Here is a 23,577-nt window from a genome sequence, read left to right on the forward strand (position 1 = left end):
CCATGCGCCACCGCCAGCGCGAGCGGGTCGGCCGCTCGCAGGGTCGTCACTCCCAACGGGTCTCTGAAACGCAGCTCGCCACTTCGCTCGCTGGGCTCGCTCACGCCGGCTCCGGGGCCAGGGGGCTGGCGCGGCGTCGGGCCGCGGGAACGACCAGAGGGGTGCCCGTAGCCGGGTCGTCGATCACCCGGCAGGGCAGCCCGAACACCGCCGCCACCAGCTCGGCGGTGACCACCGACGCGGGCTCCCCGGCGGCCACCACGCGTCCGTCGCGCATGGCGATCAGGTGGGTGGCGTAGCGGGCCGCGTGGTTCAGGTCGTGCAGCACCGCGACAAGGGTGCGGCCCTGCTCCTCGTGCAGCCGGGCGCAGAGGTCCAGGATCTCGATCTGGTGGGCGATGTCGAGGTACGTGGTCGGCTCGTCGAGCAGCAGCAGGGGCGTCTGCTGGGCCAGTGCCATGGCGATCCAGACCCGCTGCCGCTGCCCGCCGGACAGCTCGTCCACCGCCCGGTCGGCGAGGTCGTCGACACCGGTCGCGGCCATCGACTCCTCGACCACCCGCTCGTCCTCGCGGGACCACTGCCGCAGCAGCCCCTGGTGGGGGTAGCGACCCCGGGCGACCAGTTCGGCGACGCTGATGCCGTCCGGTGCGATCGACGACTGCGGTAGCAGGCCGAGCGTACGGGCGACAGTGCGGGCCGGCAGGTCGTGAATGTCCCGTCCGTCCAGCAGCACCGCACCGGCGCTCGGGCGCAGCATCCGGGACAGTGCGCGCAACAGCGTCGACTTGCCACACGCGTTCGGCCCGATGATCACCGTGAAGGACCTGTCGGGCACCGCCACTGTCAGGTTCTCGGCGATGGTGCGCTGGTCGTAGGCGAGGGTCAGCGCGGTGCCGCCGAGCCGGGAATCGCCGGGTTGCATGGGTGCTCCTTCGAGGGCGTCACGGGTGTTCACAGCCGGCCCGCCCGACGTTCCATAGCCAGCAGCCAGACCAGGTAACCGCCGCCGATCACGCCGGTCACCACGCCGACCGGGAGTTGGTGCCCGGCGAACGCGCGCTGCGCCACCAGGTCGGCCCCGACCAGCAGCGCCGCGCCGACGGCCATCGACGGCAGCAGGTTCGGGCCCGGGGCCCGGGTCAGTCGTTTCGCCACGTGCGGGGCGACGAGCGCCACGAAGGACACCGGCCCGGCGGCGGCCGCCGCGAACGAGACCAGCAGCACCGCCGCGGCGAGCAGCACCAGGCGCAGCCGGCGTACCGGCACGCCCAGGGCGCTGGCCGCGTCGTCGCCCAACTCCATCATCCGCAGCGCCGGAGCGCAGCCGACGAGCACCAGCGGCGCCAACACGACCAGGACGACGAGCAGCGGCCCGGCGTTGGCCCAGCCGCGCCCGTCCAGGCTGCCGGTGAGCCAGAGGACCGCGCGGGCGGCTTCCATCAGTGGCGCCCGGGTCAGCAGATAGCCGTTGACACCGGTCAGGATCGCGGACACCCCGATACCGACCAGGATGAGCCGGAAGCCGTGCACCCCGCGCCGCCAGGCGAGCGCGTAGATCACCAGACCGGTGCCGAGACCGCCGGCGACCGCCGCGCCGGCCAACGCCAGGCTGCTGCCACCGAGGACGACCACCACCAGCGCCCCGGTCGACGCGCCCTGGGTGAAGCCCAGGATGTCCGGACTGCCCAACGGGTTGCGCACCAACGACTGGAACACAGTGCCGGCGAGAGCCAACGCCGCACCGACCAACAGGGCGGTGACCAGCCGAGGCAGGCGCAGGTCGAACACGATGAACTGCTCCGCCACACTGCCGCCACCGGTCAACGTGCGCAGCACGTCCGCCGGCCCCATCGGGTAGTCACCACTGCCCAGGGCCACCAGGCCGAATCCGGCTGCGAGCACCGCCGCGCCGGCCCCGACGCCCAACGCGCGGGGCCGGAACCGCAACGACAACCCCCCACTACGCAGAACAGTCACGCCATCGCTCCCTTCGCTGCGCGCTGGCGCGACGCGCCACAATCCTGAGCCTGCCGGTTCGCTCGCTCCGCTCGCTCACGGTTGCGCCACCGGTCGGCGGGTGACCAGCCACAGGAACAGCGGGCCGCCCAGCACCGCGGTCACCATGCCGACCTGGAGTTCTCCGGGGCGGCCCAGCACCCGGCCGAGCACGTCGGCGCCGAGCAGCAACGCGGGTGCGAGCACCGCGCAGTACGGCAGCAGCCAGCGCAGATCCGGCCCGGTCAGGGCGCGGACCAGGTGTGGCACCAGCAGCCCGACGAAGACGATCGGGCCGCACGCGGCGGTCGCCGCGCCGCAGAGCAGGGTGACAGCGACGATCACGGCGGCGCGGATCAGCGCGGGTCGAGCGCCGAGGGCTCGCGCCGCGTCGTCGCCGAGCGCGAGCGCGTTCAGCGGACGGGCGGCACCGAGCGCGACCAGTAGCCCGATGAGGATGAACGGCAGCACCCGGGTCACCGTCGCGGAGTCTGCGCTGGCCAGTGAACCGACCGTCCAGAAACGCAGCCGCTCCAGCGACGCGGTGTCCAGCAGCATCACCGCGCTCACGTAGGAGTAGAGGGTGGCGTTGAGCGCCGCCCCGGCCAGCGCGAGTCGGGCCGGGGTGGCGCCGCGTCCGCCGCCGACGGCGTAGACGAGCGCTGTCACCGCCGCCGCGCCGAGCAGTGCGAACCAGACGTACCCGCCGACGGCGGTGACGCCCAGGAACGCGGCGGCGGTGGCGACGGCCGCGGACGCGCCGGCGTTGATGCCGAGCAGCCCGGGGTCGGCGAGTGGGTTGCGGGTGAGGGCCTGCATGACCGCGCCCGCCACACCGAGGGCGGTGCCGGCGAGCAGCCCGAGCAGGGTGCGGGGCAGGCGCATCCGGTGCACCACTGCGTACTCGGTGGCGTCGCGGTGCACCAACCCGGACCAGACGTCGGCGAGCGGCATGGCCTTCGCGCCGACCGCGATGCTGAGCACCACGATCACCGCGAGCAGTGCCACGGCGGTGACCAGGCCGGCGGCGCGGGCCGCCCGACGGCCACGCCGGCTCGGGGGTGCTGCCGTTTCCCTGGCCGGCACGGGTGGTGCCGGTCGGGTGACGGTGGGTGTGGCGTCCAGTGTGGGCTCCGGGGTGGTGGCGACACGGCGTACCGCTGTTGACAATGACCGAGGTTAGGCTAACCTAACCCCGCTGCCCTGGTCGACCCCGGCCAACCCTTGATCGAAAGACAACACCATGCCCGATGCCCTGTCCGCTCGCCGCCTCTCCCGCCGTGGCCTGCTGGCCGCCGGTGGCGCTGCCACGCTGGCCACCCTGCTCGCCGCCTGTGGCAAGGACGACGCCGCGAAACCCGCCGCCGGCAACGGAAGTGGCCCCTGGTCGTTCACCGACGACCGCGGCACGAAGGTCGAGGCGGCGGCCCGTCCGGCCCGCGTGGTGGCCTTCACCGGTGTGGCGGCGGCCCTGATCGATTTCGGTCTCGACAAGCAGCTCGTGGGTGTGTTCGGTGAGACCAAGCGTGCCGACGGCACGGCCGAGCCGCAGGCCGGCGACCTGAACGTCGAGGGCGTCGAGATCCTCGGCAACGTGTGGGGCGAGTTCAGCCTGGAGAAGTACGCGGCGCTGCGCTCCGAACTGCTGGTCACCCACATGTACGACCCGGACGCGCTCTGGTACGTGCCGGACGAGAGCAAGGCGAAGATCCTCCCGCTGGCGCCCAGTGTGGCGATCACCACCGCCCGGGTGCCGATGACCAAGCCCATCGAGCGGTACGCGGCGCTGGCCGAGTCGCTCGGCGCGGACCTGTCCGCGAAGAAGGTCACCGACGGAAAGGCCCGCTTCGACGCCGCCGCCGAGGCGGTCCGGCAGGCGGTCAAGGCCAACCCCGGGATCAAGGTGATGGCCTGCTCCGGCAGCCCCGACCTCTTCTACGTCTCCAACCCGAAGGTCAGCACCGACCTGATGTACTTCGCCGAGTTGGGCGTCGACATCGTGATCCCCACCAAGCTCGAAGCCGGCGACTACTTCGAGGCGCTGAGCTGGGAGAGCGCCGGCAAGTTCCCGGCCGACCTGATCCTGCTGGACAATCGCAGCACCGCCTTGCAGGCCAAGGACCTCACGGCCAAGCCGACCTGGCAGCAACTGCCGGCGGTCAAGGCCAACCAGGTGAGCCCGTGGGACGCGGTTCCCCGCTTCTCGTACGCCGGCTCCGCGCCGCTGCTGGAGAACCTCGCCACCGCCATCCGGAACGCGAAGAAGGTCAGCTGACGCCATGAGTACGAGCGCCACCGCACCGATCGCCTCGCAGTACCGCTTCTACGCCGCGCACGTCGTCCGGGCCCGCCGGGTCGGCGCCTCGCTGATCCGGGTCACCTTCGGTGGCGCGGAGCTGGCCGACTTCGCCGGCGGCGGCCGGGACCAGAGCGTCTCGCTGTTCCTGCCGCACCCCGGGCAGCACGCCCCGGTGGTCCCGGTCGAGCAGGGCGAGGACTGGTTCGGCGGCTGGCGGGCGTTGCCGGCGGACGTCCGCGCGGTGATGCGCTCGTACACCATCCGGGAGCACCGCCCGGCCGACGCCGCTGTCGACATCGACTTCGTCAGCCACGGCGACACCGGTCCCGCCTCCCGCTGGGCGGCCCTGGCCGGCCCCGGTGACCGGGTGCTGCTGCTCGGCCCGGCGGTGCCCGACAACCGCAGCGTGTGCTTCCGGCCGCCGGACGGCACGGACCTCGTGCTGCTCGCCGCCGACGAGACAGCGCTGCCGGCCACCGAGGGCATCCTGGCCTGGCTGCCCGCCGGCACCCGGGTCCGCGCCTGGATCGAGGTGCCCGACGCCGCCGACATCACCGACCTGCCCACCGATGCCGACGCCGAGATCAGGTGGATCGTGCGGGGCAGCACCCCGCCCGGCAGTGACCTGCTGGTCAGCTCCGTTCGCGCCGCCCGGCTCCCCACCGGCGGCACCCCGTACGCCTGGATCGCCGGTGAGTCCGGAGTGGTGAAGGCGCTGCGCCGGCACCTCGTCGGCGAGCGCGGCTTCGACCGCCGGAGGGTGACCTTCGCCGGCTACTGGCGACACGGACTGTCCGAAGAGGACCTGCGTGCCGAGGCCCTCGCCGGCGCCACCGCCTGACTGACGACCCCAACCGATCGGCAGCACTGCCCCGAGGCGCACCGCCGCGCCGGGGAGGGTTCCGGCTGCCCCTCGTCGAGAACGTGGAAGGACATTCCGTGACCGTGCCGACGTACCCCGTCGAGACCACCACGCCGCCACCGGCGTCAACCGCCGCGCGGGCCCAGCTGCTGCACGGCGGCTCGGTCGAGCAGTACCGCCGGACGATCGCCGACGGCGTCGACCGGGTCGCCCGTCGCGTGGCCACAGTGGACCGTCCCGGCACCGGCATCACGCCGGCCGAGCTGGCCCCCCTGGTCGATCGGGTGGACCTGGACCGTCCGCTGGGCGACGCCGGCGCTGCCCTCGACGAGCTGGAGAACGTCTACCTGCGCGACGCCGTATGGTTCCACCACCCCCGCTACCTGGCCCACCTCAACTGCCCGGTGGCCATCCCGGCGTTGCTCGGTGAGGCGGTGCTCACCGCTGTGAACTCCTCACTGGACACCTGGGACCAGAGCGCCGGGGCCACCCTCATCGAGCGCCGGCTGATCGACTGGACGGCCGAACGGATCGGCCTCGGTCCGCACGCGGACGGCATCTTCACCAGCGGCGGCAGCCAGTCCAACCTCCAGGCGCTGTTGCTGGCCCGGGAGGAGGCGTGCGCCGCCGCCATCGACCCGGCGGCGCGCGCCGAGCTGCTGCCCCGGCTGCGGGTGATCACCTCCGCCGCCGGTCACTTCAGCGTGCAGAAGTCGGCCAAGCTTCTCGGCCTCGCCCCGGACGCGGTTATCGCGGTGGCCACCGACACCCGTCGGCGGATCAGCGCGGCGGCCGTCCGCGAGGAGATCGTGCGGTGCCGCGCGGCCGGGCTGGTGGTGATGGCCGTCGTCGGCACCGCCGGCACCACCGACTTCGGCTCGATCGACCCGCTCACCGAACTGGCCGGGATCTGCGCGGCGGCCGGTGTCTGGCTGCACGTGGACGCCGCGTACGGCTGCGGTCTGCTCGTCTCGCCGACGCGCCGGCACCTGCTCGACGGCATCGAACGGGCCGACTCGGTGACGGTGGACTTCCACAAGTCGTTCTTCCAGCCGGTCAGCTCCAGCGCACTGCTGGTCCGCGACCGGCGGACGCTGCGGCACGTCACCTACCACGCCGACTACCTCAACCCGGCCCGGATGGTGGAGCAGCGCATCCCCAACCAGGTCGACAAGAGCTTGCAGACCACCCGCCGCTTCGACGCGCTGAAGCTCTGGCTCACCCTGCGGGTGATGGGCCCGGACGCGCTCGGCGGGCTCTTCGACGAGGTCGTCGACCGGGCCGCCGACGCCTGGCAACTGGTCAGCGAGGACCCACGCTTCGAGGTGGTGACGCGCTCCGAGCTGAGCACAGTGGTGTTCCGCTACCTGCCCACCGGCCCCGGCCGGGAGTTGGCCGACGCCGCCAACCTGCACGCCCGGGAGGCCCTCGCGGCGTCCGGTCTCGCCGTGGTCGCCGGAACCCGGGTGGACGGCCGGCACTTCCTGAAGCTCACACTGCTCAACCCGGAAACCACTGTCGACGACGTCGGGTACGTGCTCGACCTGATCGCCACCCACGCCGGCCAGTACGTGCACGACCACGCCGCCGTCGACCTGACCTGCCACGTCGGCTGACGCTGATGAACCTGCCCCGTCGGCTGACGCCGGTGACCACGAACCCGCGCCTGGAGATCCCGATGTCCACCCACGACTTCATCGCCATCGGGTTGGGCCCGTACAACCTGGGCCTGGCCTGCCTCACCGCGCCGATCGACGAACTCGACGGTGTGTTCCTGGAGGCCCGGCCGAGCCTCGCCTGGCACCCCGGCATGCTGCTGGAGTCGGCCCGGTTGCAGACCCCGTTCATCGCCGACCTGGTCAGCCTCGCCGACCCGACGTCGCCGTACTCCTTCCTCAACTACCTGAAGGAAATCGGCCGGCTCTACCCGTTCTACATCCGGGAGAGCTTCTACCCGCTGCGCAGCGAGTACGACGCGTACTGCCGGTGGGCGGCGGCGAAACTGCCGAACCTGCGCTTCGGTCAGACAGTGACCACTGTGGAGTACGACAGCTCCGACGAGCGGTACGTGGTGCGGGCCAGCACCGGCGCGGGGGAGAGCGTCGAATACCGGGCCCGGCACCTGGTGCTCGGCACCGGCACCCCGCCGCACCTGCCCCCGGCGGTGGCCGACCTGCCCGGCGACGCCGTGCACAACTCCCACTACCTGGAGCACCGCACGGCGCTGCGCACCAAACGCAGCATCACTGTGGTGGGCAGCGGGCAGAGCGCCGCCGAGATCTACCACGACCTGCTCGGCGACATCGACCGGTACGGCTACCAGCTCAACTGGGTGACCCGGTCGCCGCGGTTCTTCCCGCTCGAATACACCAAGCTGACGCTGGAGATGACCTCACCGGACTACGTGGACTACTTCCACGCCCTGCCCGAGGCGACCCGCTACCGACTGGAGTCCGAGCAGAAGGGCCTGTTCAAGGGGATCAACGCCGACCTGATCAACGACATCTTCGACCTGCTCTACGCGCACAGCGTGGACGGGCCGGTGAACACCCGACTGCTCACCAACACCGAGTTGGTCAGCGCCGACCACCAGGACGGGCAGTACACGCTGGGGTTGCGTCAGGTGGAGCAGGAACGCGACTTCGCCCTGCGTACCGAGGGGTTGGTGCTGGCCACCGGCTACCACTACCGGGTGCCGGAGTTCCTCACGCCGGTGCGGGACCGGATCCGCTGGGACGCGCACGGCCGCTTCGACGTGGCCCGCAACTACAGCATCGACCACAGCGGGCGGGGCATCTTCCTGCAGAACGCGGGCACCCACACGCACAGCATCACCTCACCGGATCTGGGCATGGGCGCCTACCGCAACTCCTGGATCATCTCCGAGCTGCTCGGCCGGGAGCACTACCCGATCGAGAAGAGCATCACCTTCCAGGAGTTCGGGGTGTCGTCGTGACCGGCGCCTTCACCCGCGTCGACGAGGGGCTCGGCGAGTTCGCGCTGCGGCCGCTCGACCTGGACGCCGACGCGGCGCTGCTGCACACCTGGGTGACCCACCCGAAGGCGGCGTTCTGGATGATGCAGGACGCCGACCTGGCCCAGGTCACCGAGGAGTACCGGCGGATCGCCGAGCACCAGCACCACGACGCGTACCTCGGCCTGTGGCGGGGGAGGCCCGCCTTCCTGGCGGAGCGCTACGACCCGGCCCACGTCGAGCTGGTCGGCCTGTACGACCACCAGCCCGGTGACGTGGGCATGCACTTCCTCTGCGCGCCGGTCGACGCGCCGGTGCACGGCTTCACCCGGGCGGTGATCGGCACCGTCATGGCGTGGCTCTTCGACGACCCGACGACCCGGCGGGTCGTCGTCGAACCGGACGTGCGCAACACCGCGGTGCACGCGCTGAACGCCGCCGTCGGCTTCACCGTCGTCGGCCCGATCGCCAAGCCCGAGAAGGACGCGCTGCTCAGCGTCTGCACCCGAGCCCAGTTCCAGGCCGCTGCCGACCGTGCCACCGCCGACCGCGCCGCTGCCACCCGAACCGAAGGAGCCCCGGCGTGACCACCACCGCCGTCCCCACCCACCCGCCCGTCGCCACCGCGCACAACGCCTCCGGCGACCCGGTCGGGCACCTCACCCCGCAGCGCTGGGCCCGGGCCAACCGGCTGCTGGTCCGCAAGGCGCTCGCCGAGTTCACCCACGAGCGGCTGCTCAGCCCGGAGGCCGTGGCCGGCCCCGACGACCGGCAGTGGTACGAGATCCGCAGCGACGACGGCACCGTCACCTACCGGTTCGCGGCGCGGGTGCTCGCCCTGGCGCACTGGCAGATCGACGCGGACAGCATCACCCGGCACCGCGACGGCACCTCCCTGGCCCCGGACGCGGTGGACCTCATCGTCGAACTGCGCGACACCCTCGGGCTCTCCGCGCGAGTGCTACCGGTCTACCTGGAGGAGATCACCTCGACGCTGGCGGGTACGGCGTACAAGCTGGCCCAGGCCGCGCCGAGCGCCGCCGAGCTGGCCGACGCGGACTTCCAGACCATCGAGACCTCGATGACCGAGGGCCACCCCTGCTTCGTGGCCAACAACGGCCGGCTCGGCTTCGGCGTCGACGAGTACCACCGGTACGCCCCGGAGGCCGCCGCGCCGGTGCGGCTGGAGTGGCTGGCCGCGCACCGGGACCACTCGACGTTCAGCAGCGCCGCCGACCTCGACTACGACACGCTCATCGAGAGCGAGTTGGACGCCGAGACCCGGGCCCGGTTCGCCGCCACGATGGCCGATCTCGGGCTGGACCTCGCCGACTACCACCTGATCCCGGCGCACCCGTGGCAGTGGTGGAACAAGCTGGCGGTCACCTTCGCCGGGGAGCTGGCCGAGCGGCGGCTGGTGCACCTCGGCCCCGGACCCGACGTGTACCTCGCCCAGCAGTCCATCCGCACCTTCTTCAACGTCAGCGAGCCGGGGCGGCACTACGTCAAGACCGCGCTGTCGGTGCTGAACATGGGCTTCATGCGGGGGTTGTCGGCCGCGTACATGGCGGCCACCCCGGCGATCAACGACTGGCTGGCCGACCTGATCGCCTCCGACGAGGTGCTGACCGGCACCGGCCTGACCGTCATCCGGGAGCGGGCCGCTGTGGGTTACCGGCACCGGCAGTACGAGGCGGCGACCGAGCGCACCTCCCCGTACCGCAAGATGTTGGCTGCCCTGTGGCGGGAGAGCCCGGTGCCCGAGCTGGCGCCGGGGCAGCGACTGTCCACCATGGCCGCGCTGCTGCACGTCGACGACGAGGGCGGCTCACTGGCGGCGGCGCTGATCGCCCGGTCCGGCCTGGCGCCCGAGGTGTGGCTGCGCCGCTATCTGGACGCCTATCTGACCCCGCTGCTGCACAGCTTCTACGCCCACGACCTGGCCTTCATGCCGCACGGCGAGAACGTCATCCTGGTCCTCGACGAGCAGGACACCGTCCAGCGGGTCATCTTCAAGGACATCGCCGAGGAGATCGCGGTGATGAGCGACACTGTCGAGCTGCCGGCGGCGGTGGAACGGATCCGCGTCGAGGTGCCCGACGACACCAAGCTGCTGAGCATCTTCACCGACGTGGTGGACTGCTTCCTGCGGCACCTCAACGCGGTTCTGGTCGAAGCCGGTGTGCTCGCCGAGGACGACTTCTGGCGTACTGTCGCGGCCTGCGCCGCCGACTACTTCGACCGGGTGCCGCACCTGGCCGAGCGGGTCCGCCACTACGACCTGTTCGCCCCGGAGTTCACGCTGTCCTGCCTCAACCGGCTGCAACTGCGCAACAACCAGCAGATGATCGACCTGGCCGACCCGTCGGCGGCGCTCCAGTTCGTCGGCACCCTGACCAACCCGCTCGCCGCCCACGCTCCGGCCCGGTGACAGCTATCGCATTTGGTCAGCGCACAGGTCAACGGGTGCAATAGGCGGATGGGAGTTCTGAGTACCGCCAGTCTGTTCGCCGCCACAGTGACCACCGGCCTGACCGCCGGGCTGTTCGCCGCCTTCGCGTACGCGGTGATGCCGGGCCTGGCCCGCACCGACGACCGGACGGTGGTGCTCGCCATGCGGCGGATCAACGAGTCGATCCTCAACCTGTGGTTCGCTGTGTGCTTCGGCGGCGCGCTGCTGTTCACGCTGCTGGCGGCGGCGCTGCACCTGGGGGACGGGCGTCGGGCGGTGCTGCCGTGGATCGTCGCCGGGCTGCTGCTGTACCTGGTGGTGCTCGGCGTCACCGCCGTGGTCAACGTGCCGCTCAACAATGTGCTGGCCCGCGCCGGCGACGTCGACGACACCACCGACCTCGCGGCGCTGCGGGCGCGCTTCGAGGTCACCTGGGTACGCGGCAACGTGGTCCGCGCCGTCGCGTCGACCGGCGCCTTCGGGTTGCTGGCGTGGGCGCTGGTGGCCGAGGGCCGGCTTTCCGGCTGAGGCCGGACGGTCGACCGACTGGGCCGGCGTCGGCTCAGTCGGTCGGCTCTGCCGTGCCGGCCCCCTGGAACGCGCGGGTCAGCTGGGCGAGGTCGAGGCCCTCGAAGTGCTGGAGGAACCGGCGGCGTACGGCGGCCAGGTGACTGGGCCAGGACTCCTGCAGGCGGGCGTAGCCCGCGTCGGTGAGGACGGCGTTCCAGCCGCGCGCGTCCTCCTCGCAGCGTTCCCGCCGGACCAGGCCCTGTGTCTCCAGCCGGATGATCGTGCGGGTCATGCCGCTGAGCGAGAGGTGGCAGAGCGCGGCGAGCTCGTTCATGCGCATCCGCCGGTCCGGTGTCTCGGAAAGGTTCATCAGCGCTGTGTACTCGGTGAGCGGTAGCTGACGGTCACCGACCATGTCCGCGTCGATCGCGCGGGGCAGGACGTGCATCACCTGGCCCAGGGCGCGGACCAGGGCTTCCTCGTCCGGGGTGAGAGGTTGCGGAGTCGCTGCGGAGGGGTTGGCCATCCTCTTATCATACTTGTTTGACTGAGCAAATGCTTACCCTCCGTGTGACCACGCCCATAGGCCAGATGTTTGCTTGACCAATCAAGCACCGGATAGCTTTCCCGTCGTCAGGCAAGGACCTCTGAAAGGCGCCACACATGACCAGGATCGGGATCATCCTCGGAAGCACCCGCCCGGGGCGTAACGGCGAGGCCGTCGCCCGCTGGGTGCTCGAGATCGCCAAGCAGCGCTCCGACGCGGAGTACGAGCTGATCGACCTGCTCGACTACCAGTTGCCGCACCTCGACGAGGCGTACCCGCCCTCGATGGGCCAGTACACCCAGCCGCACACCAAGCGGTGGGCCGAGACGATCGCGTCATTCGATGGGTTCGTGATGGTCACCCCCGAGTACAACCACTCGACCTCGGGCGCTCTGAAGAACGCTATCGACTTCCTCTACGCCGAGTGGAACAACAAGGCCGTCGGCTTCGTCAGCTACGGCTCGGTCGGCGGGACGCGCGCCGTGGAGCACCTGCGACTGATCTCCGGCGAGCTCCAGATGGCCGACGTGCGCTCGCAGGTCGCGCTGTCGCTCTTCACCGACTTCGAGAACTTCAGCGTCTTCAAGCCCAACCAGTTCCACCAGGACTCGCTGACCGCCACGCTCGACCAGGTGGTCGCCTGGAGCACGGCGCTCGCTCCGCTGCGCAAGGGCTGAGCTCAGCGACTTCGGAAACGGCCGCGGGGGATCCCGCGGCCGTTTCCGGACGTTCAGGCGCGTTCCGCGTCGGCGAACAGGTCCAGCGAGAGCTGCCACAGTCGCGCCGCCGCCGTGGGGTCGATCGCGTGGTCGGCGACGCCGCGCAGCGGGTCCGCCGGGTCGTGGCGCACCGCCTGCTCGCAGTCCTCGAAGTACCGGCCGCCGATGCCCTCCAGCTGCGGCCCGGCGGCGAGCAGCACGGAGGTCGCGGCCCCCTGCTGCGGAGTCTTGAAGTCGAACGCCGGAAGCTGCGCGTAGTCCTCCTCGGTGAGGTGCCGTCCCAGGTTGGTGGCGACAGCGCCCGGGTTGGCCACGTTGACGGTGATGCCGTCGCCGGCCCAGCGCCGGTTCGCCTCGACAGCGAACAGCGCGGTGGCGGTCTTCGACTCGCCGTAGGCGAGGAGACGGTCATACTGGCGTTCCCGGAAGTTCACGTCCTCGAAGACCATCGGTGCCGAAACGTGGGCGATGGAACTCAGCGACACCACGCGGGCCCGATCGGCCTCGGCGAGTGCCCGGTGCAGCCCGTTGGCCAGTGCGAAGTGGCCGAGGTGGTTGGTGGCCAACTGCAGCTCCCAACCCTCCGCGGTGCGCATCTCCGGGGTGGCCGACACCCCGGCGTTGTTGACCAGGATGTGCAGGGGCCCGTCCCAGGCGGCCACGAACGCGGCGACCGACAGCTGGTCGGACAGGTCCAACGGCATGACCCGGAGCAGCCCGTTCCCGGCCCCGGCGCCGATCTCCCGTGCGGTCCGTTCTCCGGCCCGCGTGTCCCGTACCGCCAGTGTCACCTCGGCGCCCGCCATGGCGAGCGCCCGGGCGGTCTCCACCCCGATGCCCGACGAGGCGCCGGTGACGACGGCGCGCCGCCCGGTCAGGTCGACACCGGCCACGACGTCGGCGGCGGTGGACCGGGCGTCGAACGGCGTGCTGATGCGTGATTCCGACATGATCGACTTCCTTCGGTGGGTGTCCTCGCGTGGCGGTGCCGGCTCGCCGTACGGGCGTACTGTGCCGGCGCCGCCCTTCGCACCGATCGTGCGCGGAGGTCTGCGCGGACGGCCAACACGCTCTTCCTGGCGTGGCTACAGTCTGTTCCTGTGGCCATGCCTGAGCTGCGACAACTGCGGTACTTCCTGGTCCTCGCGGAGGAGCTGAGCTTCACCCGGGCCGCCGCCCGCCTGATGATCGCCCAGCAGTCGCTGTCGCAGCAGATCACCGCCCTGGAACGCGCCCTCGGGGCGACACTGTTCGACCGCGACAGCCGCGGCACCACACTCACCGCCATCGGCGCCCTGTTCGTGCCCGAGGCGCGCGCAGTGACCGACCGCGCCGAGCAGGCCGTCGCCGTCGTGGGACGGGCCCTGCGAGGTGAGGTCGGCACCCTCCGGCTCGCCTTCCTGACCACCGTCGCCAACCACCTGCTGCCCCCGGTGGTCCGGGCAGTCCGCCACCACCTTCCCGACCTGCGCCTGACCACCGAGGCCACGAGCATCGCGCCCCTGGTGCAGGGCATCCTGGACGGGCGGTTCGACGTCGCCTTCACCCGGACTCCGCTCGTGCCCGGCCTGGAGTCCAGGAGGCTGACGACCGAACCGGTCTGCGCGGTGCTGCCCGAGGGCCACCCGCTCGCCGGGCGCGCCGAGTTGACCCTTGCCGACCTGGCGAACGAACAGTGGGTCATGACGCCGCGCAGCTCCTGGGAGCCCTGGCATCGCGCCTTCGACGACCAGTTCCGGGAAGCGGGCTTCGTACCGACAGTCGTTCAGGAGGAGGCCGGCGTGCAGAGCCTCCTCGGCCTGGTCGCCGCCGGACTCGGCGTCACCCGGCTCGCCTGCTCGGCGGCCAGCCTTCGCCGCACCGGCGTGGTGTTCGTTCCGCTGGCCGGCGCCTCCGCGTACACCGAGGTGGTGTGGTTGGCGGGCAACACCTCGCCCGCGCTGCACCGGTTCCTGGACGTGGTCACGGAGCTGGCGGCGACGACCGACCTCACCAGCACCGGCTGACGGTGAGCCGGTCGGCTCAGCGCGTCGCGAGGCGGTGGGTGGTGCCGTCGGCGACGGCGCGGAGCTTGTCGGGGTTGGCGACGTTGTGGATGGCGGTGATGCGACAGTCGGCGTCGATGTCGAAGCAGACTGTGGCGACCACCCGACCCGCACCGCTGAACACCAGGCCCGGCCCCCCGTTGATCTCGACCAGGGCGGCCCGCATGTCGTGCGGAGCGACGCCCTGGTAGGTGACGGTGCCGATGGCCGCGAACCACGCGGCGACAGTTCCCGCACCCCTGATGGGACGCAGGGCCTGGCGGACCTTACCGCCACCGTCGGTCCACAACGTGACGTCCGGAGACAGCAACTCCAGCAGAGTGTTGATGTCGCCACCGGTCGACGCGGCGAGGAATCGCTCGGTGACCCCGCGCTGCTGTGACCGGTCCGCTGTGAAACGGGGCCGCTGGCCCCGCACGTGCTCGCGAGCACGGTGGGCGGTCTGACGGACCGCGGCCTCGGAGCGCTCCACCGCCGCCGCGATCTCCGCGTGGCTGAAGTCGAAGACCTCCCGCAGGACGAACACGGCCCGCTCGAGCGGGCTGAGCGTCTCCAGCACCACGAGCATCGCCATCGACACCGACTCGGCGTCGGTGACGGCGTCGGCGGCGTCCCCGTCGGTCAGGACGGGTTCGGGCAACCACGGCCCCGGATAGGTCTCGCGGTGGTGCCGGGCCGAGCGCAGGCGCTGCAACGCGAGGTTCGACACGATGCGGGCGAGGTACGCCTTGGGGTCGACGACCTGGGAGCGGTCCGCCGAGGACCAGCTGATCCAGGCGTCCTGCACCGCGTCCTCGGCATCGGCCGCGCTGCCCAGGATCCGGTAGGCCACCGAGAACAGCAGGCGGCGATGACTGTGGAACACCTGCTCGTCGGCGTCCGACGAATGCGTCATCGCGCGTCCCGCAGGCGGGTGAAGCGGCCACCGCGCGGCCAGAACGCGCCGGAGGAGGGCAACCGCGACATGCGACGGTAGGTCGGCCAGGGCGAAGCGCTCACGGTCTCCTTGTACCAGACCGCCATCCGTCCGGTCAGACACCCGCGGCGAGGGCTGTCGTCGGGTCGGGTGAACTGCACGACCGCATCGTTTCGGCCCAGGCTCACCGGCGTGTGGTAGTAACCGAACCGGAACGGCCTGGGCTGCTTGCCCCGCAGCGCGCGGGCGATCGACACCGCCGCGTGCACACCGGTCGGCATGCCGCTCTGGCAGGTGCCGTGCAGCACCCCGTAACCCTGCCGGATCGCCGCCGCATCGCCGATCGCGTACACCTCGGGGTGCGACACCGACCGCAACGTGGCGTCGGTGACGACGCGACAGCGTTCGTCGACGGTCAGCCCGGCGGCGGCCGCCAGCGGCGCCACCCGGGTACCACCGGTCCAGAGGACGACGTCAGCCGCCACGGTCCGCGCACCGGCCAGCTCGACCCCGTCGGGCCGGACCCTGGTGACCGCCGCTCCGGTGATCACCTGGACGCCGAGGCGGGTCAGCGCGGCCCGCAGGTATGCCTGGGCCTTCGGGTTCATGCTCGCCCCCGGGTCCTGCTGGCCCACCAGCGTGACACCGACCTGCGGGTGTCGTTCCGCGATCTCCGCGGCCGCCTCGACCCCGGTCAACCCGCTGCCGACCACGACGACAGTGCCGGCGCCGAGCCGTGCCAGCCGGTCCGCCAGCGTGGTCGCGCCGCTCGGACCGTCCAGGGCGTACGCGTACTCCTCAACGCCCGGGACCGCCGCCGTGTCCGTCACGCTGCCCAACGCGTAGACCAGTGTGTCGTAGCGCAGCACCCGGCTGTCGTCGACGCGGACGGTCTTCGCGTGAGCGTCCACCGCCGTCACCCAGCCACGCACGAACTGTGCGCCCGTCCCCGTCAGCAGCTCAGGGATGCTCAGCTCGGCGAGCCGCTGACCGGTCGCCGTCATGTGCAGCCGGAGGCGCTCGGTGAACCGCTCCTGCGTGTTGACCACTGTCACCTGTACGTCGGCCCGCCTGGTCCGTGCCGCGAGCTGGGTCGCTGCGGCCAGGCCCGCGTAGCCCGCGCCCAGGACCAGCACGCGGTGCGTGTCCGCCGGGACCTGCCGATGCGATGTGCTCATTGTTTCGCCTCTCTGATCGAACTGACGACCACGAGATGCCTGCCGCTCGTCGGTTCGTGACATGGCGGCCATGTGACGCCCGCCACGGCCAGCGTCGGACGGCCGCGCTCACTACCCTTGGCGCGATGAGCCGATCCGTCGCTGCTGGTCGGGCTCCGCTCTGGCGGGACCGCACCTTCGGCACGTACTGGGTCGCCCAGTCGCTCTCGGCGGCCGGTGACTCGTTCGCCTACCTGGCGGTGCCGCTGCTGGTGCTCCAGGCGACCGGGTCGGTGGCGCGGATGGGCCTGCTCACCGCCGTCGCGGGCGCGGCGTCCGTCGTCGCCGGGATCTTCGGTGGGGTGCTGGTCGACAGATACGACCGCCGCACCCTGATGATCGTGGCGGATCTGACCCGGCTGGTGCTCTACGCCCTGGTGCCGCTGGCGTGGCTGGCCGGCCCGCAGGTCTGGCTGCTCTTCGTCGTGCTGCCCATCTGCGAGGCGGCCGGCATGCTGTTCCAGGTCGCCGCGGTGACAGCGGTCCGCAACCTCGTCGACTCCGACCGGATCACCGAGGCCAACGGCCGGTTGCAGGCGACGTACGCGGCGGCGGCCGTCCTCGGTCCGCTGCTCGCCGGTGTGGTGGCTGCCCGCTTCGGCCCGGCCACCGCCATCGCCGTCAACGCGGCGAGCTTCGCGCTCTCGGCGGCCGGCCTGTGGCTGATCCGACTGCGCCCCGTACAGGTGGACGAGGGGGTGACCCGGGAGCGCCCGCTGGCCGAGTTCCTGGCCGGGGTGCGGTTCCTGTGGCGACAACCCGTGCTGCGCGCGCTGACCGTCCTGTTGTCGGTCTTCATCTTCCTCACCTACGGCTTCGTCGACGTGCTGATCTACCACGTCACGCACGACCTCGGCGGCTCCGAGGGCACCGTCGGCACGGTGCTCGGCCTGGCGGCGTTGGGCACTGTCGCCGGCGCGCTGCTGGTGGCGCCGCTGCGCCGCCGTCGCGGCTTCGGTGCCACCTGGATCGGCGCGCACGCGATCTGCGGTTTCGCCGTGGCGGGGGTCGGCATCGCCACCACAGTGCCAGCGGTCACCACGCTGACAGCTGTGTACCTGTGCTGTCTCAGCGTCGGCGGGATCTGCTCGATGTCCCTGCGGCAGGAGATCACCCCCGATCACCTGCTGGGCCGGGTCACGTCGGCGTTCTGGAGCACGCACTACGCCCTCGGTCCGGCCGGCGCTGTCGTGCTGACCTGGGCCGCCGGCCGCTACGGCGCGCCAGCGGTCACGCTCGCGGCGGGCGCGGGCTGCCTGCTGGTCGCGGTCGGCGCCCTGTTCACCCCGATCCGCCGGGCCGGCGTGGAGTCGGCCGCCGGGCAGCCGGGACTGCACCCGGCCCCGGCCGGCGGCTGAGCCTTCGCGCGAGCGAAGTTGGTCAGAACTCCTGGTACATCACGTGCAGGCCGACCCTGCCTGCACTGGGGTGACGGAACGCGCCCGGTACGGTGCCGACGACCTCGAAGCCCTCCCGCCGGTACAGCCGCACCGCCGACGTGTTGCTCTCCACCACGGCGTTGAACTGCATGCCGGCGTACCCCTGCCGGCGGGCCCAGGTCAGGGCGTCACGGCACAGCGCGGTGCCCACGCCCCGGCCCCGCGCGTCGGCGGCGACCATGAAGCTGGCTGTGGACACGTGCGCGCCCGGCCCGGGCCGGTTGGTGCCCATCTTCGCGGTGCCCAGCACCCGCTCACCGTCGAGCGCCACGACGGTCCGCCCCGGCGCCGCCTCGACCCACATCCCGTACGACTGCTCGGCGGTCATCGTCGGGTCGTAGGGGAACGTCTCCTGTGCCCGGATCACCTCCTCGATGATCGGCCACACCTGCGACCAGTCCCGGTCGACGAACTCCCGAATCAGCACCCGGGGAGGTTAGGCCCCGGCAGGAGCCCCGGACAATCCGTTATCCGCTGGTGCATCTGCGCGGCCTACCCGGTGCGAAGCATGGATCGTGACGAGACGTCACGGATCCGGTCGCTTCGACGAAAGGCCCGCTGATGAGGATCGCACGAATCGCCGCCCGGATGGCGGTGGGCGCCGTGGCCACCGCGCTGGCCACCACAGCAGTCGCCGTACCGGCGGCTCAGGCCACCAGCAAGCCCAAGCCGCTCGGCACGACGTCACTCGCCCAGGTGCTCACCCGCGACACCAGCGGCTTCGACCGCAACTCGCGTGACTTCGACGTGCTGACGGCGGCCGTGCTGGCAGTGCTGGAGGCCAAGCCGAACTCTCCGGTCAAGGTGCTCACCGACGGCACCGTGGCGTTGACCGCGTTCATCCCCACCGACGCCGCCTTCCAGCAGTTGGTCCGCGAGATCACGCAGGCCCGGAAGCTGCCGAGTGAGAGCGCCGCCTTCACCGCCGTGGCCGGGCTGGGCATCGACACCGTCGAGTCGGTGCTGCTCTACCACGTGGTCCCGGGCGCCACCATCGATCGCAAGACGGCGGTCCGGGCCGACGGCACGGATTTGACCACCGCGCTCGGCTCGTCCGTCGAGGTCGACGTGCGCACCTACCTGTACTTCTTCCGCCAGGTGCGGCTGGTCGACGCCGACACCGACGACCGTGACGCGCGGGTCGTCTCCTACGACGTCAACAAGGGCAACCGGCAGATCGCGCACGCCGTGGACCGGGTGCTGCGCCCGATCGACCTGCCCTGATCGCGGGCGGGTGGCGTCCGACCACGCGGCGGACGCCACCCGCGCCGGGCCGTCAGCCCGAGGCGAGCGCGGCGAGCTCCTCGTCGACCAGGGCCGCCAGCCGGGCGTACCGGCCGGGATGGCTGCGCGGGGTCATCCCACGGCTGGGCATCTCCACTGTCATCAGCAGGTACAGGTGCAACCGGTAGAGGCCGAGCCGGCGGCGGGCCGAGGCGTTCAGCACCAACGGTTCGGGTGCGCCGGCCTGGTAACCGCGCAGCAGGGGGTGCTCCGGCTCGTCCTCGACGCGTCGAAAGAGCAGCGGCGAGACCAGGTCCAGCAGTGGGTCGCCGTAGAGGAACCGCTCGCCGTCCACCAGGCCGCGCAGCCGCAACCGGCCGTCCTCGTCGGGTGCGGCCAGCACGTTGCCGTCCCAGCAGTCGAAGTGCAGCAGCGCCGGTCGGCGCACCTCGTCGAGCACGGCGGCGTGCCGCCCCACCAGCGCGCGAAGGCGCTCCGGGGTCACCGGCAGTCGGACGTCCCAGTCGACAGCGTCGGCCAGGAGCGCGTCGAGCATCGCCGTGAACGCCGCCCGCCAGGTAGGCCCGCCGGCCCGGTCGTCGTCGTACCCGAACCGCTCACCGGTCACCCGGTGCAACGCGGCGAGAGCCACACCGAGGTCGTGGCGCGCCGGGCCGTCGTCGACCACGACACCGGCCTCGGCCAGGTCGGACAACGACCGGCCGGGCAGCGTCGCGGTGACCAACCACTCGCCGTACGCCGGGTCGGCGCCGCGCCAGAGCACCGGGGGGACGGGCACCTGCGGCGCCCGCTGCGCGACGAGCCGAAAGTACCGTTCCTCGGCAGCGCAGAGCCCGCGCTCGTAGCGCAGCAGCGGCGTTCCGGCCGGCGGAGCCAGCTTCAGCACCACCCGACGGTCGTCGTCGAGCAGCGCCCACCAGACCGTCGCGTATCCGCCGCCGGCCAGCGGACCGGCGTCCCGAACCCGGGTGTGTGACCCGAACGACGCACCGACCAGGTACGCCACATCGGCGCGCGTGAGGGGCCGCTGGGTCGGGCTGGCACCGGTCACGACGTGGTGTCACCTCGCCGCGCGCGTGGCGCGGAACCCGCTGTGGCGCGGGTGGACAGTGGGACGGGACCGGCGGTGTCACGGCGGACCAGTTCGGCGGGGAGCACCTCGACCCGGGGTGTCGGGGCGCCGACGCCGAGCACCAGGGACATCGCCCGCACACCCATGTCGACCAGGGGCAGTCGCACTGTGGTCAGTGCCGGGGTCACGTCCCGGGCGATCGGCATGTCGTCGAAACCCAGCACCGAGATCTGCTGCGGCACTGCCAACCCACGCGCGCGCACTGTGGCGAGTGCGCCGATGGCCATCGAGTCGTTGAGCGCCACGATCGCTGTCAGCTCCGGGTCGGCGTCGAGCAGTCGGGCGGTGGCCTCGGCACCACCGTCGCGGTCGAACTCGGCGTACCTGATGCGCGGTTCGGGCAGCTCGCGGCCCTGCTCGGTGAGGGCCTGCCGGAGGCCGGCGAGCCGGTCGGTGGTGGTGGTCAGGATGCGCGGGCCGGCGACCACTCCGATCGCCCGGTGCCCCAGACCGCACAGCTCCCGCCCGGCGAGGTAGCCGCCGGTCCGGTTGTCCGGCATCACCGCGTCCCCGGAGTGCTCGTGCCGACCGATTACCGCCACCCGCCCGCCGGTGGCCTCGTACGCGGCGAGCTTCTCGTTGAGTTGCCGGGTGAACGCCTCGTCGTGGTAGCCCGAGCCGGCCAGGATCAGCGCCGCCACCTGGTGGCCGCGCAGCAGCTCCACGTACTCCAGCTCGCGGTCCGGGTCCCGGTAGCTGTTGCAGATCATCAGCAGCCGACCCTGGTCGGTGGCGACCCGTTGCAGCCCGCGAGTGATCTCGGCGAAGTACGGGTCGGAGACGTCGTGCACGATCACGCCGACCGCGCTGCGGTGCGAGCGGGCCAGCAGTTGGGCGTGCGCGTTCGGCACGTACTGCAACTCGGCGACGGCGGCGAGCACCCGTTCGCGCAGCTCGTCGGTGACCGGCTTGCTGCTGCCGTTGATGACGCGGGAGGCGGTGGCGGGCGAGACGCCCGCTCGGCGGGCCACATCGGACAGGGTCGCCATGGCCCGCCCCCTCGATCTGTTGACGGCGTTTCGTCGTGCCGGCTAGCGTCACCGTACCGCAGAGAAAGCCCTTTCCCGCAGGGAGGCCCGGCCGTGTCCGATCGCTTCGCGGTACTTCAACTTGACGACCTTCCCGCCCGGCGCTGCTCGTGTGGGACCACCCGCCGGGGTTTCATCGCCGAGAGCGAGGGCCAGGCCAGCGTGCACCTGCTCCAGGTGCAGGACGCGGTGACCCACCACCACCGGATCGCCACCGAGTACTACGTCGTGCTCGCCGGTGAGGGCGAGATCGAGCTGGACGGCGTCCGTCACCCCGCCCGACCGATGTCCGCGTTCCTGATCAAGCCGGGCTGCCGGCACCGGGCCATCGGCGACCTCACGGTGCTGCTGGTGTCCCTACCGGCCGCGGACGACACCGACGAGTACTTCGATGCGTGATCGGCCGGCACCCCTGCCCGGCGGGGTCGGGGTGTCCCGGCTGCGCGTCTACGACACAGTGGCCCCGGACGGCCTGGTCGGCGGCACCCCGCACGTGCACCTGTGCTGCACCGAGGGGTACGTGGTGACCGACGGCGAGGGCGTGGTGCAGACCCTGACCACTGCCGGCTACCGGGAGACGCCGCTGCGGCCGGGGGTGGTGGTCTGGTTCGAGCCGGGCACCGTGCACCGCCTGGTCAACGGGGGCGGGCTGAGCATCGTCGTGCTCATGCAGAACAGCGGCCTGCCCGAGGCCGGCGACGCGGTGCTGACCTTTCCACCCGAGGTGCTGGCCGACCCGGCCGCGTACGCCACGGCGGCGGCACTGCCCGACGGGGGAGCGCCGGGTGCGGACGTGCACGCCGCGTACCGCCGTCGGGATCTGGCGGTGACCGGCTTCCAGGCGCTGCGGTCCGGCGGTCCGGCGGCGCTGGCCGCGTTCCACGCCACCGCGATCGCCCTGCGCCAGCCGTTGCTGGCGCGGTGGCGGCAGCGGTGGGAGGCCGGCGCCGGCCGCGCCGCCGCCGACACCGCCGGACAGCTCGACGCCCTGGAGCGGGGGGATCCCGGCCACCTGGGCGACGCCGGGGTGTACGCGGTGGCCGAGCCGGTCGAGCGGGGCCGGTTGGGCATGTGCGGCCTGCTCGACACCTATCCGGCGGCCGGCTGACAGTCCCTCCGGGACAGTTGTCGGGCTGCCAGGCATCGGTGGAAACTGATCGAGGAAAGGCCTTGCCCGGCGTGAGGGGGCCGCCTACGCTCCAGGAAAGCGTTTGCCTGATCCGCCGACCGGCCCGGTCCATGGGTGCCGTGCCGGGCCCCCGAGGAGGTTCCGCGTGACCGAGAACTCTTTGGACACGGCGGGCCGGCAGGCCGCCGTCGGCCCCGACGGCCCGATCTCGTCCACTGTGGCGAAGGCGCCGCCCGCAGGCGGCCGTCCACCGCGTCCCACGCTCGGCCGCCGAGTGGTGGTGTTCGCCGACTCGCTCTGGCGCCCGGCGCTGGTGCTCGCTGTCTTCTTCGCCGCCTGGTGGTTCGTGGCGGCCCGGGAGTACGTCCCGAACTACCTGGTGCCCACCCCCGGCCAGGTCTGGGAGACGATGACCACCCAGTGGTCCGAGCTGGCCCGGCACACGCTGGTCACCCTCTACGAGACGGTGCTCGGCTTCGTGCTGGCCGCCGCGCTGGGTCTGGTCACCGCTGTCGCCATCGCCTACTCCCGCACCCTGGACAAGGCGCTCTACCCGATCGTCCTGTTCGCACAGGTCATTCCGAAGATCGCCATCGCGCCGCTGCTGGTGGTCTGGTTCGGCCTCGGCCTCACCCCGAAGATCATCCTGGCGGTGCTCATCGCGTTCTTCCCGGTGGTCATCTCCGGCGTGGCCGGGCTGCGCTCCACCGACCCGGAGCTGCTCGACCTCGCCGCCACGATGGGCGCCGGGCCGTGGCGCACCTTCCGCAAGATCCGCTTCCCGAACGCGTTGCCGCACCTGATGGCCGGCCTGAAGGTGGCCGTCACCCTCGCCGTGGTCGGTGCCGTGGTCGGCGAGTTCGTCGGCGCCAGCGAAGGGCTCGGCTACGTCCTGTTGCTGGCCAACGGCAACCTCGACGCCCCGCTGCTGTTCGCCGACCTGATCCTGATGTCCGCCATCGGCATCGTCCTGTTCGTCCTGGTCGAGATCGCCGAGGCACTGCTCATCCCGTGGCACGCCAGCCGCCGGGCCGGCGTGTCCCTCACCACCTCCTGACCGACCCC

The 23,577-nt window shown here is 71.8% G+C and carries 24 protein-coding genes; 14 read left to right on the top strand and 10 right to left on the bottom strand.

All coding sequences use genetic code 11. The annotated features are described in order from the left end of the window. Window positions 1-100 precede the first annotated feature (100 nt). The 3 genes from NIE79_RS27315 to NIE79_RS27325 form a co-directional block, all read right to left on the bottom strand. Window positions 101-925: an ABC transporter ATP-binding protein gene (locus NIE79_RS27315; RefSeq protein ID WP_238681294.1), complete on the bottom strand. Its 825-nt coding sequence runs from the start codon at window positions 923-925 to the stop codon at window positions 101-103. 29 nt (window positions 926-954) lie between these two features. Next, window positions 955-1,980 (bottom strand): FecCD family ABC transporter permease, encoded by a 1,026-nt coding sequence (locus tag NIE79_RS27320; RefSeq protein WP_238681295.1) that lies wholly within the window; start codon window positions 1,978-1,980, stop codon window positions 955-957. Between the two features lie 75 nt (window positions 1,981-2,055). Further along, window positions 2,056-3,168, bottom strand: a complete 1,113-nt coding sequence (locus NIE79_RS27325) for a FecCD family ABC transporter permease (RefSeq protein WP_372471828.1) — start codon at window positions 3,166-3,168, stop codon at window positions 2,056-2,058. 73 nt (window positions 3,169-3,241) lie between these two features. Between NIE79_RS27325 and NIE79_RS27330 the strand changes: the two genes are divergently transcribed. The 7 genes from NIE79_RS27330 (at window position 3,242) to NIE79_RS27360 (ending at window position 11,113) form a co-directional block, all read left to right on the top strand. Beyond that, complete coding sequence (locus NIE79_RS27330) at window positions 3,242-4,273, top strand: ABC transporter substrate-binding protein (RefSeq protein ID WP_238681296.1); 1,032 nt, start codon at window positions 3,242-3,244, stop codon at window positions 4,271-4,273. Between the two features lie 4 nt (window positions 4,274-4,277). Beyond that, complete coding sequence (locus tag NIE79_RS27335; RefSeq protein WP_238681297.1) at window positions 4,278-5,138, top strand: siderophore-interacting protein; 861 nt, start codon at window positions 4,278-4,280, stop codon at window positions 5,136-5,138. A gap of 98 nt (window positions 5,139-5,236) precedes the next feature. Beyond that, a complete protein-coding gene (locus tag NIE79_RS27340; RefSeq protein WP_238681298.1) occupies window positions 5,237-6,775 on the top strand; it encodes a pyridoxal phosphate-dependent decarboxylase family protein in 1,539 nt (512 codons plus the stop codon). Between the two features lie 62 nt (window positions 6,776-6,837). Beyond that, window positions 6,838-8,115 (top strand): lysine N(6)-hydroxylase/L-ornithine N(5)-oxygenase family protein, encoded by a 1,278-nt coding sequence (locus NIE79_RS27345; protein ID WP_238681342.1) that lies wholly within the window; start codon window positions 6,838-6,840, stop codon window positions 8,113-8,115. After that, window positions 8,112-8,720 carry a GNAT family N-acetyltransferase gene (locus tag NIE79_RS27350; protein WP_238681299.1) on the top strand — a complete coding sequence of 203 codons (609 nt, stop codon included), beginning with the start codon at window positions 8,112-8,114 and terminating at the stop codon, window positions 8,718-8,720. Before NIE79_RS27345 ends, NIE79_RS27350 begins: the two co-directional genes overlap by 4 nt. After that, window positions 8,717-10,564 carry an IucA/IucC family protein gene (locus NIE79_RS27355; protein ID WP_238681300.1) on the top strand — a complete coding sequence of 616 codons (1,848 nt, stop codon included), beginning with the start codon at window positions 8,717-8,719 and terminating at the stop codon, window positions 10,562-10,564. The genes NIE79_RS27350 and NIE79_RS27355 overlap by 4 nt, the downstream gene beginning before the upstream one ends. A 48-nt stretch (window positions 10,565-10,612) precedes the next feature. Continuing rightward, complete coding sequence (locus NIE79_RS27360) at window positions 10,613-11,113, top strand: anthrone oxygenase family protein (protein ID WP_238681301.1); 501 nt, start codon at window positions 10,613-10,615, stop codon at window positions 11,111-11,113. A gap of 34 nt (window positions 11,114-11,147) precedes the next feature. Here the strand turns inward: NIE79_RS27360 and NIE79_RS27365 are convergent, their stop codons facing one another. Then, window positions 11,148-11,621, bottom strand: coding sequence for a MarR family winged helix-turn-helix transcriptional regulator (locus NIE79_RS27365; RefSeq protein WP_238681302.1), 474 nt, complete (start codon window positions 11,619-11,621; stop codon window positions 11,148-11,150). Between the two features lie 137 nt (window positions 11,622-11,758). On the opposite strand from NIE79_RS27365, the gene NIE79_RS27370 reads away from it, so the two are divergent. Then, on the top strand, window positions 11,759-12,319 hold the full coding sequence (locus tag NIE79_RS27370; RefSeq protein ID WP_238681303.1) for an NADPH-dependent FMN reductase: 561 nt from the start codon (window positions 11,759-11,761) through the stop codon (window positions 12,317-12,319). Window positions 12,320-12,372: 53 nt separating this feature from the next. On the opposite strand, the gene NIE79_RS27375 is transcribed toward NIE79_RS27370, so the two are convergent. Beyond that, the gene (locus NIE79_RS27375) at window positions 12,373-13,311 is read right to left on the bottom strand and encodes an SDR family NAD(P)-dependent oxidoreductase (RefSeq protein WP_274524737.1); all 939 of its coding nucleotides are present in this window, start codon (window positions 13,309-13,311) and stop codon (window positions 12,373-12,375) included. 156 nt (window positions 13,312-13,467) lie between these two features. Between NIE79_RS27375 and NIE79_RS27380 the strand changes: the two genes are divergently transcribed. Further along, a complete protein-coding gene (locus tag NIE79_RS27380; protein WP_238681344.1) occupies window positions 13,468-14,367 on the top strand; it encodes a LysR family transcriptional regulator in 900 nt (299 codons plus the stop codon). A gap of 16 nt (window positions 14,368-14,383) precedes the next feature. Here the strand turns inward: NIE79_RS27380 and NIE79_RS27385 are convergent, their stop codons facing one another. Together NIE79_RS27385 and NIE79_RS27390 are read right to left on the bottom strand one after the other, a co-directional pair. Continuing rightward, window positions 14,384-15,301, bottom strand: a complete 918-nt coding sequence (locus NIE79_RS27385; RefSeq protein WP_238681304.1) for an RNA polymerase sigma-70 factor — start codon at window positions 15,299-15,301, stop codon at window positions 14,384-14,386. After that, entirely contained in the window at window positions 15,298-16,500 is a 1,203-nt protein-coding gene (locus tag NIE79_RS27390) for an NAD(P)/FAD-dependent oxidoreductase (RefSeq protein WP_238681305.1), read from the bottom strand. Before NIE79_RS27390 ends, NIE79_RS27385 begins: the two co-directional genes overlap by 4 nt. Before the next feature lie 125 nt (window positions 16,501-16,625). Here NIE79_RS27390 and NIE79_RS27395 point away from each other — a divergent pair, with 125 nt between their 5' ends. Continuing rightward, complete coding sequence (locus NIE79_RS27395; protein ID WP_238681306.1) at window positions 16,626-17,897, top strand: MFS transporter; 1,272 nt, start codon at window positions 16,626-16,628, stop codon at window positions 17,895-17,897. A 22-nt stretch (window positions 17,898-17,919) separates the two neighbouring features. On the opposite strand, the gene NIE79_RS27400 is transcribed toward NIE79_RS27395, so the two are convergent. Next, window positions 17,920-18,405 carry a GNAT family N-acetyltransferase gene (locus NIE79_RS27400; RefSeq protein ID WP_238681307.1) on the bottom strand — a complete coding sequence of 162 codons (486 nt, stop codon included), beginning with the start codon at window positions 18,403-18,405 and terminating at the stop codon, window positions 17,920-17,922. 134 nt (window positions 18,406-18,539) lie between these two features. Between NIE79_RS27400 and NIE79_RS27405 the strand changes: the two genes are divergently transcribed. After that, window positions 18,540-19,202, top strand: a complete 663-nt coding sequence (locus tag NIE79_RS27405; RefSeq protein ID WP_238681308.1) for a fasciclin domain-containing protein — start codon at window positions 18,540-18,542, stop codon at window positions 19,200-19,202. A 52-nt stretch (window positions 19,203-19,254) separates the two neighbouring features. Here the strand turns inward: NIE79_RS27405 and NIE79_RS27410 are convergent, their stop codons facing one another. Both NIE79_RS27410 and NIE79_RS27415 read right to left on the bottom strand, forming a co-directional pair. Continuing rightward, entirely contained in the window at window positions 19,255-20,274 is a 1,020-nt protein-coding gene (locus NIE79_RS27410; RefSeq protein WP_238681309.1) for a phosphotransferase family protein, read from the bottom strand. Continuing rightward, a complete protein-coding gene (locus tag NIE79_RS27415) occupies window positions 20,271-21,344 on the bottom strand; it encodes a LacI family DNA-binding transcriptional regulator (protein WP_238681310.1) in 1,074 nt (357 codons plus the stop codon). The genes NIE79_RS27410 and NIE79_RS27415 overlap by 4 nt, the downstream gene beginning before the upstream one ends. 93 nt (window positions 21,345-21,437) lie before the next feature. Between NIE79_RS27415 and NIE79_RS27420 the strand changes: the two genes are divergently transcribed. From NIE79_RS27420 to NIE79_RS27430, 3 genes are all read left to right on the top strand, one after another. Beyond that, window positions 21,438-21,782 (top strand): cupin domain-containing protein, encoded by a 345-nt coding sequence (locus tag NIE79_RS27420; RefSeq protein ID WP_091398731.1) that lies wholly within the window; start codon window positions 21,438-21,440, stop codon window positions 21,780-21,782. After that, window positions 21,775-22,491 (top strand): cupin domain-containing protein, encoded by a 717-nt coding sequence (locus tag NIE79_RS27425; RefSeq protein WP_238681311.1) that lies wholly within the window; start codon window positions 21,775-21,777, stop codon window positions 22,489-22,491. The genes NIE79_RS27420 and NIE79_RS27425 overlap by 8 nt, the downstream gene beginning before the upstream one ends. Window positions 22,492-22,657: 166 nt before the next feature. Next, entirely contained in the window at window positions 22,658-23,569 is a 912-nt protein-coding gene (locus NIE79_RS27430) for an ABC transporter permease (RefSeq protein ID WP_238681312.1), read from the top strand. Window positions 23,570-23,577 lie beyond the last annotated feature (8 nt).

The organism is Micromonospora trifolii (genome assembly GCF_022229005.1).
Taxonomy (GTDB): Bacteria; Actinomycetota; Actinomycetes; order Mycobacteriales; family Micromonosporaceae; genus Micromonospora; species Micromonospora trifolii.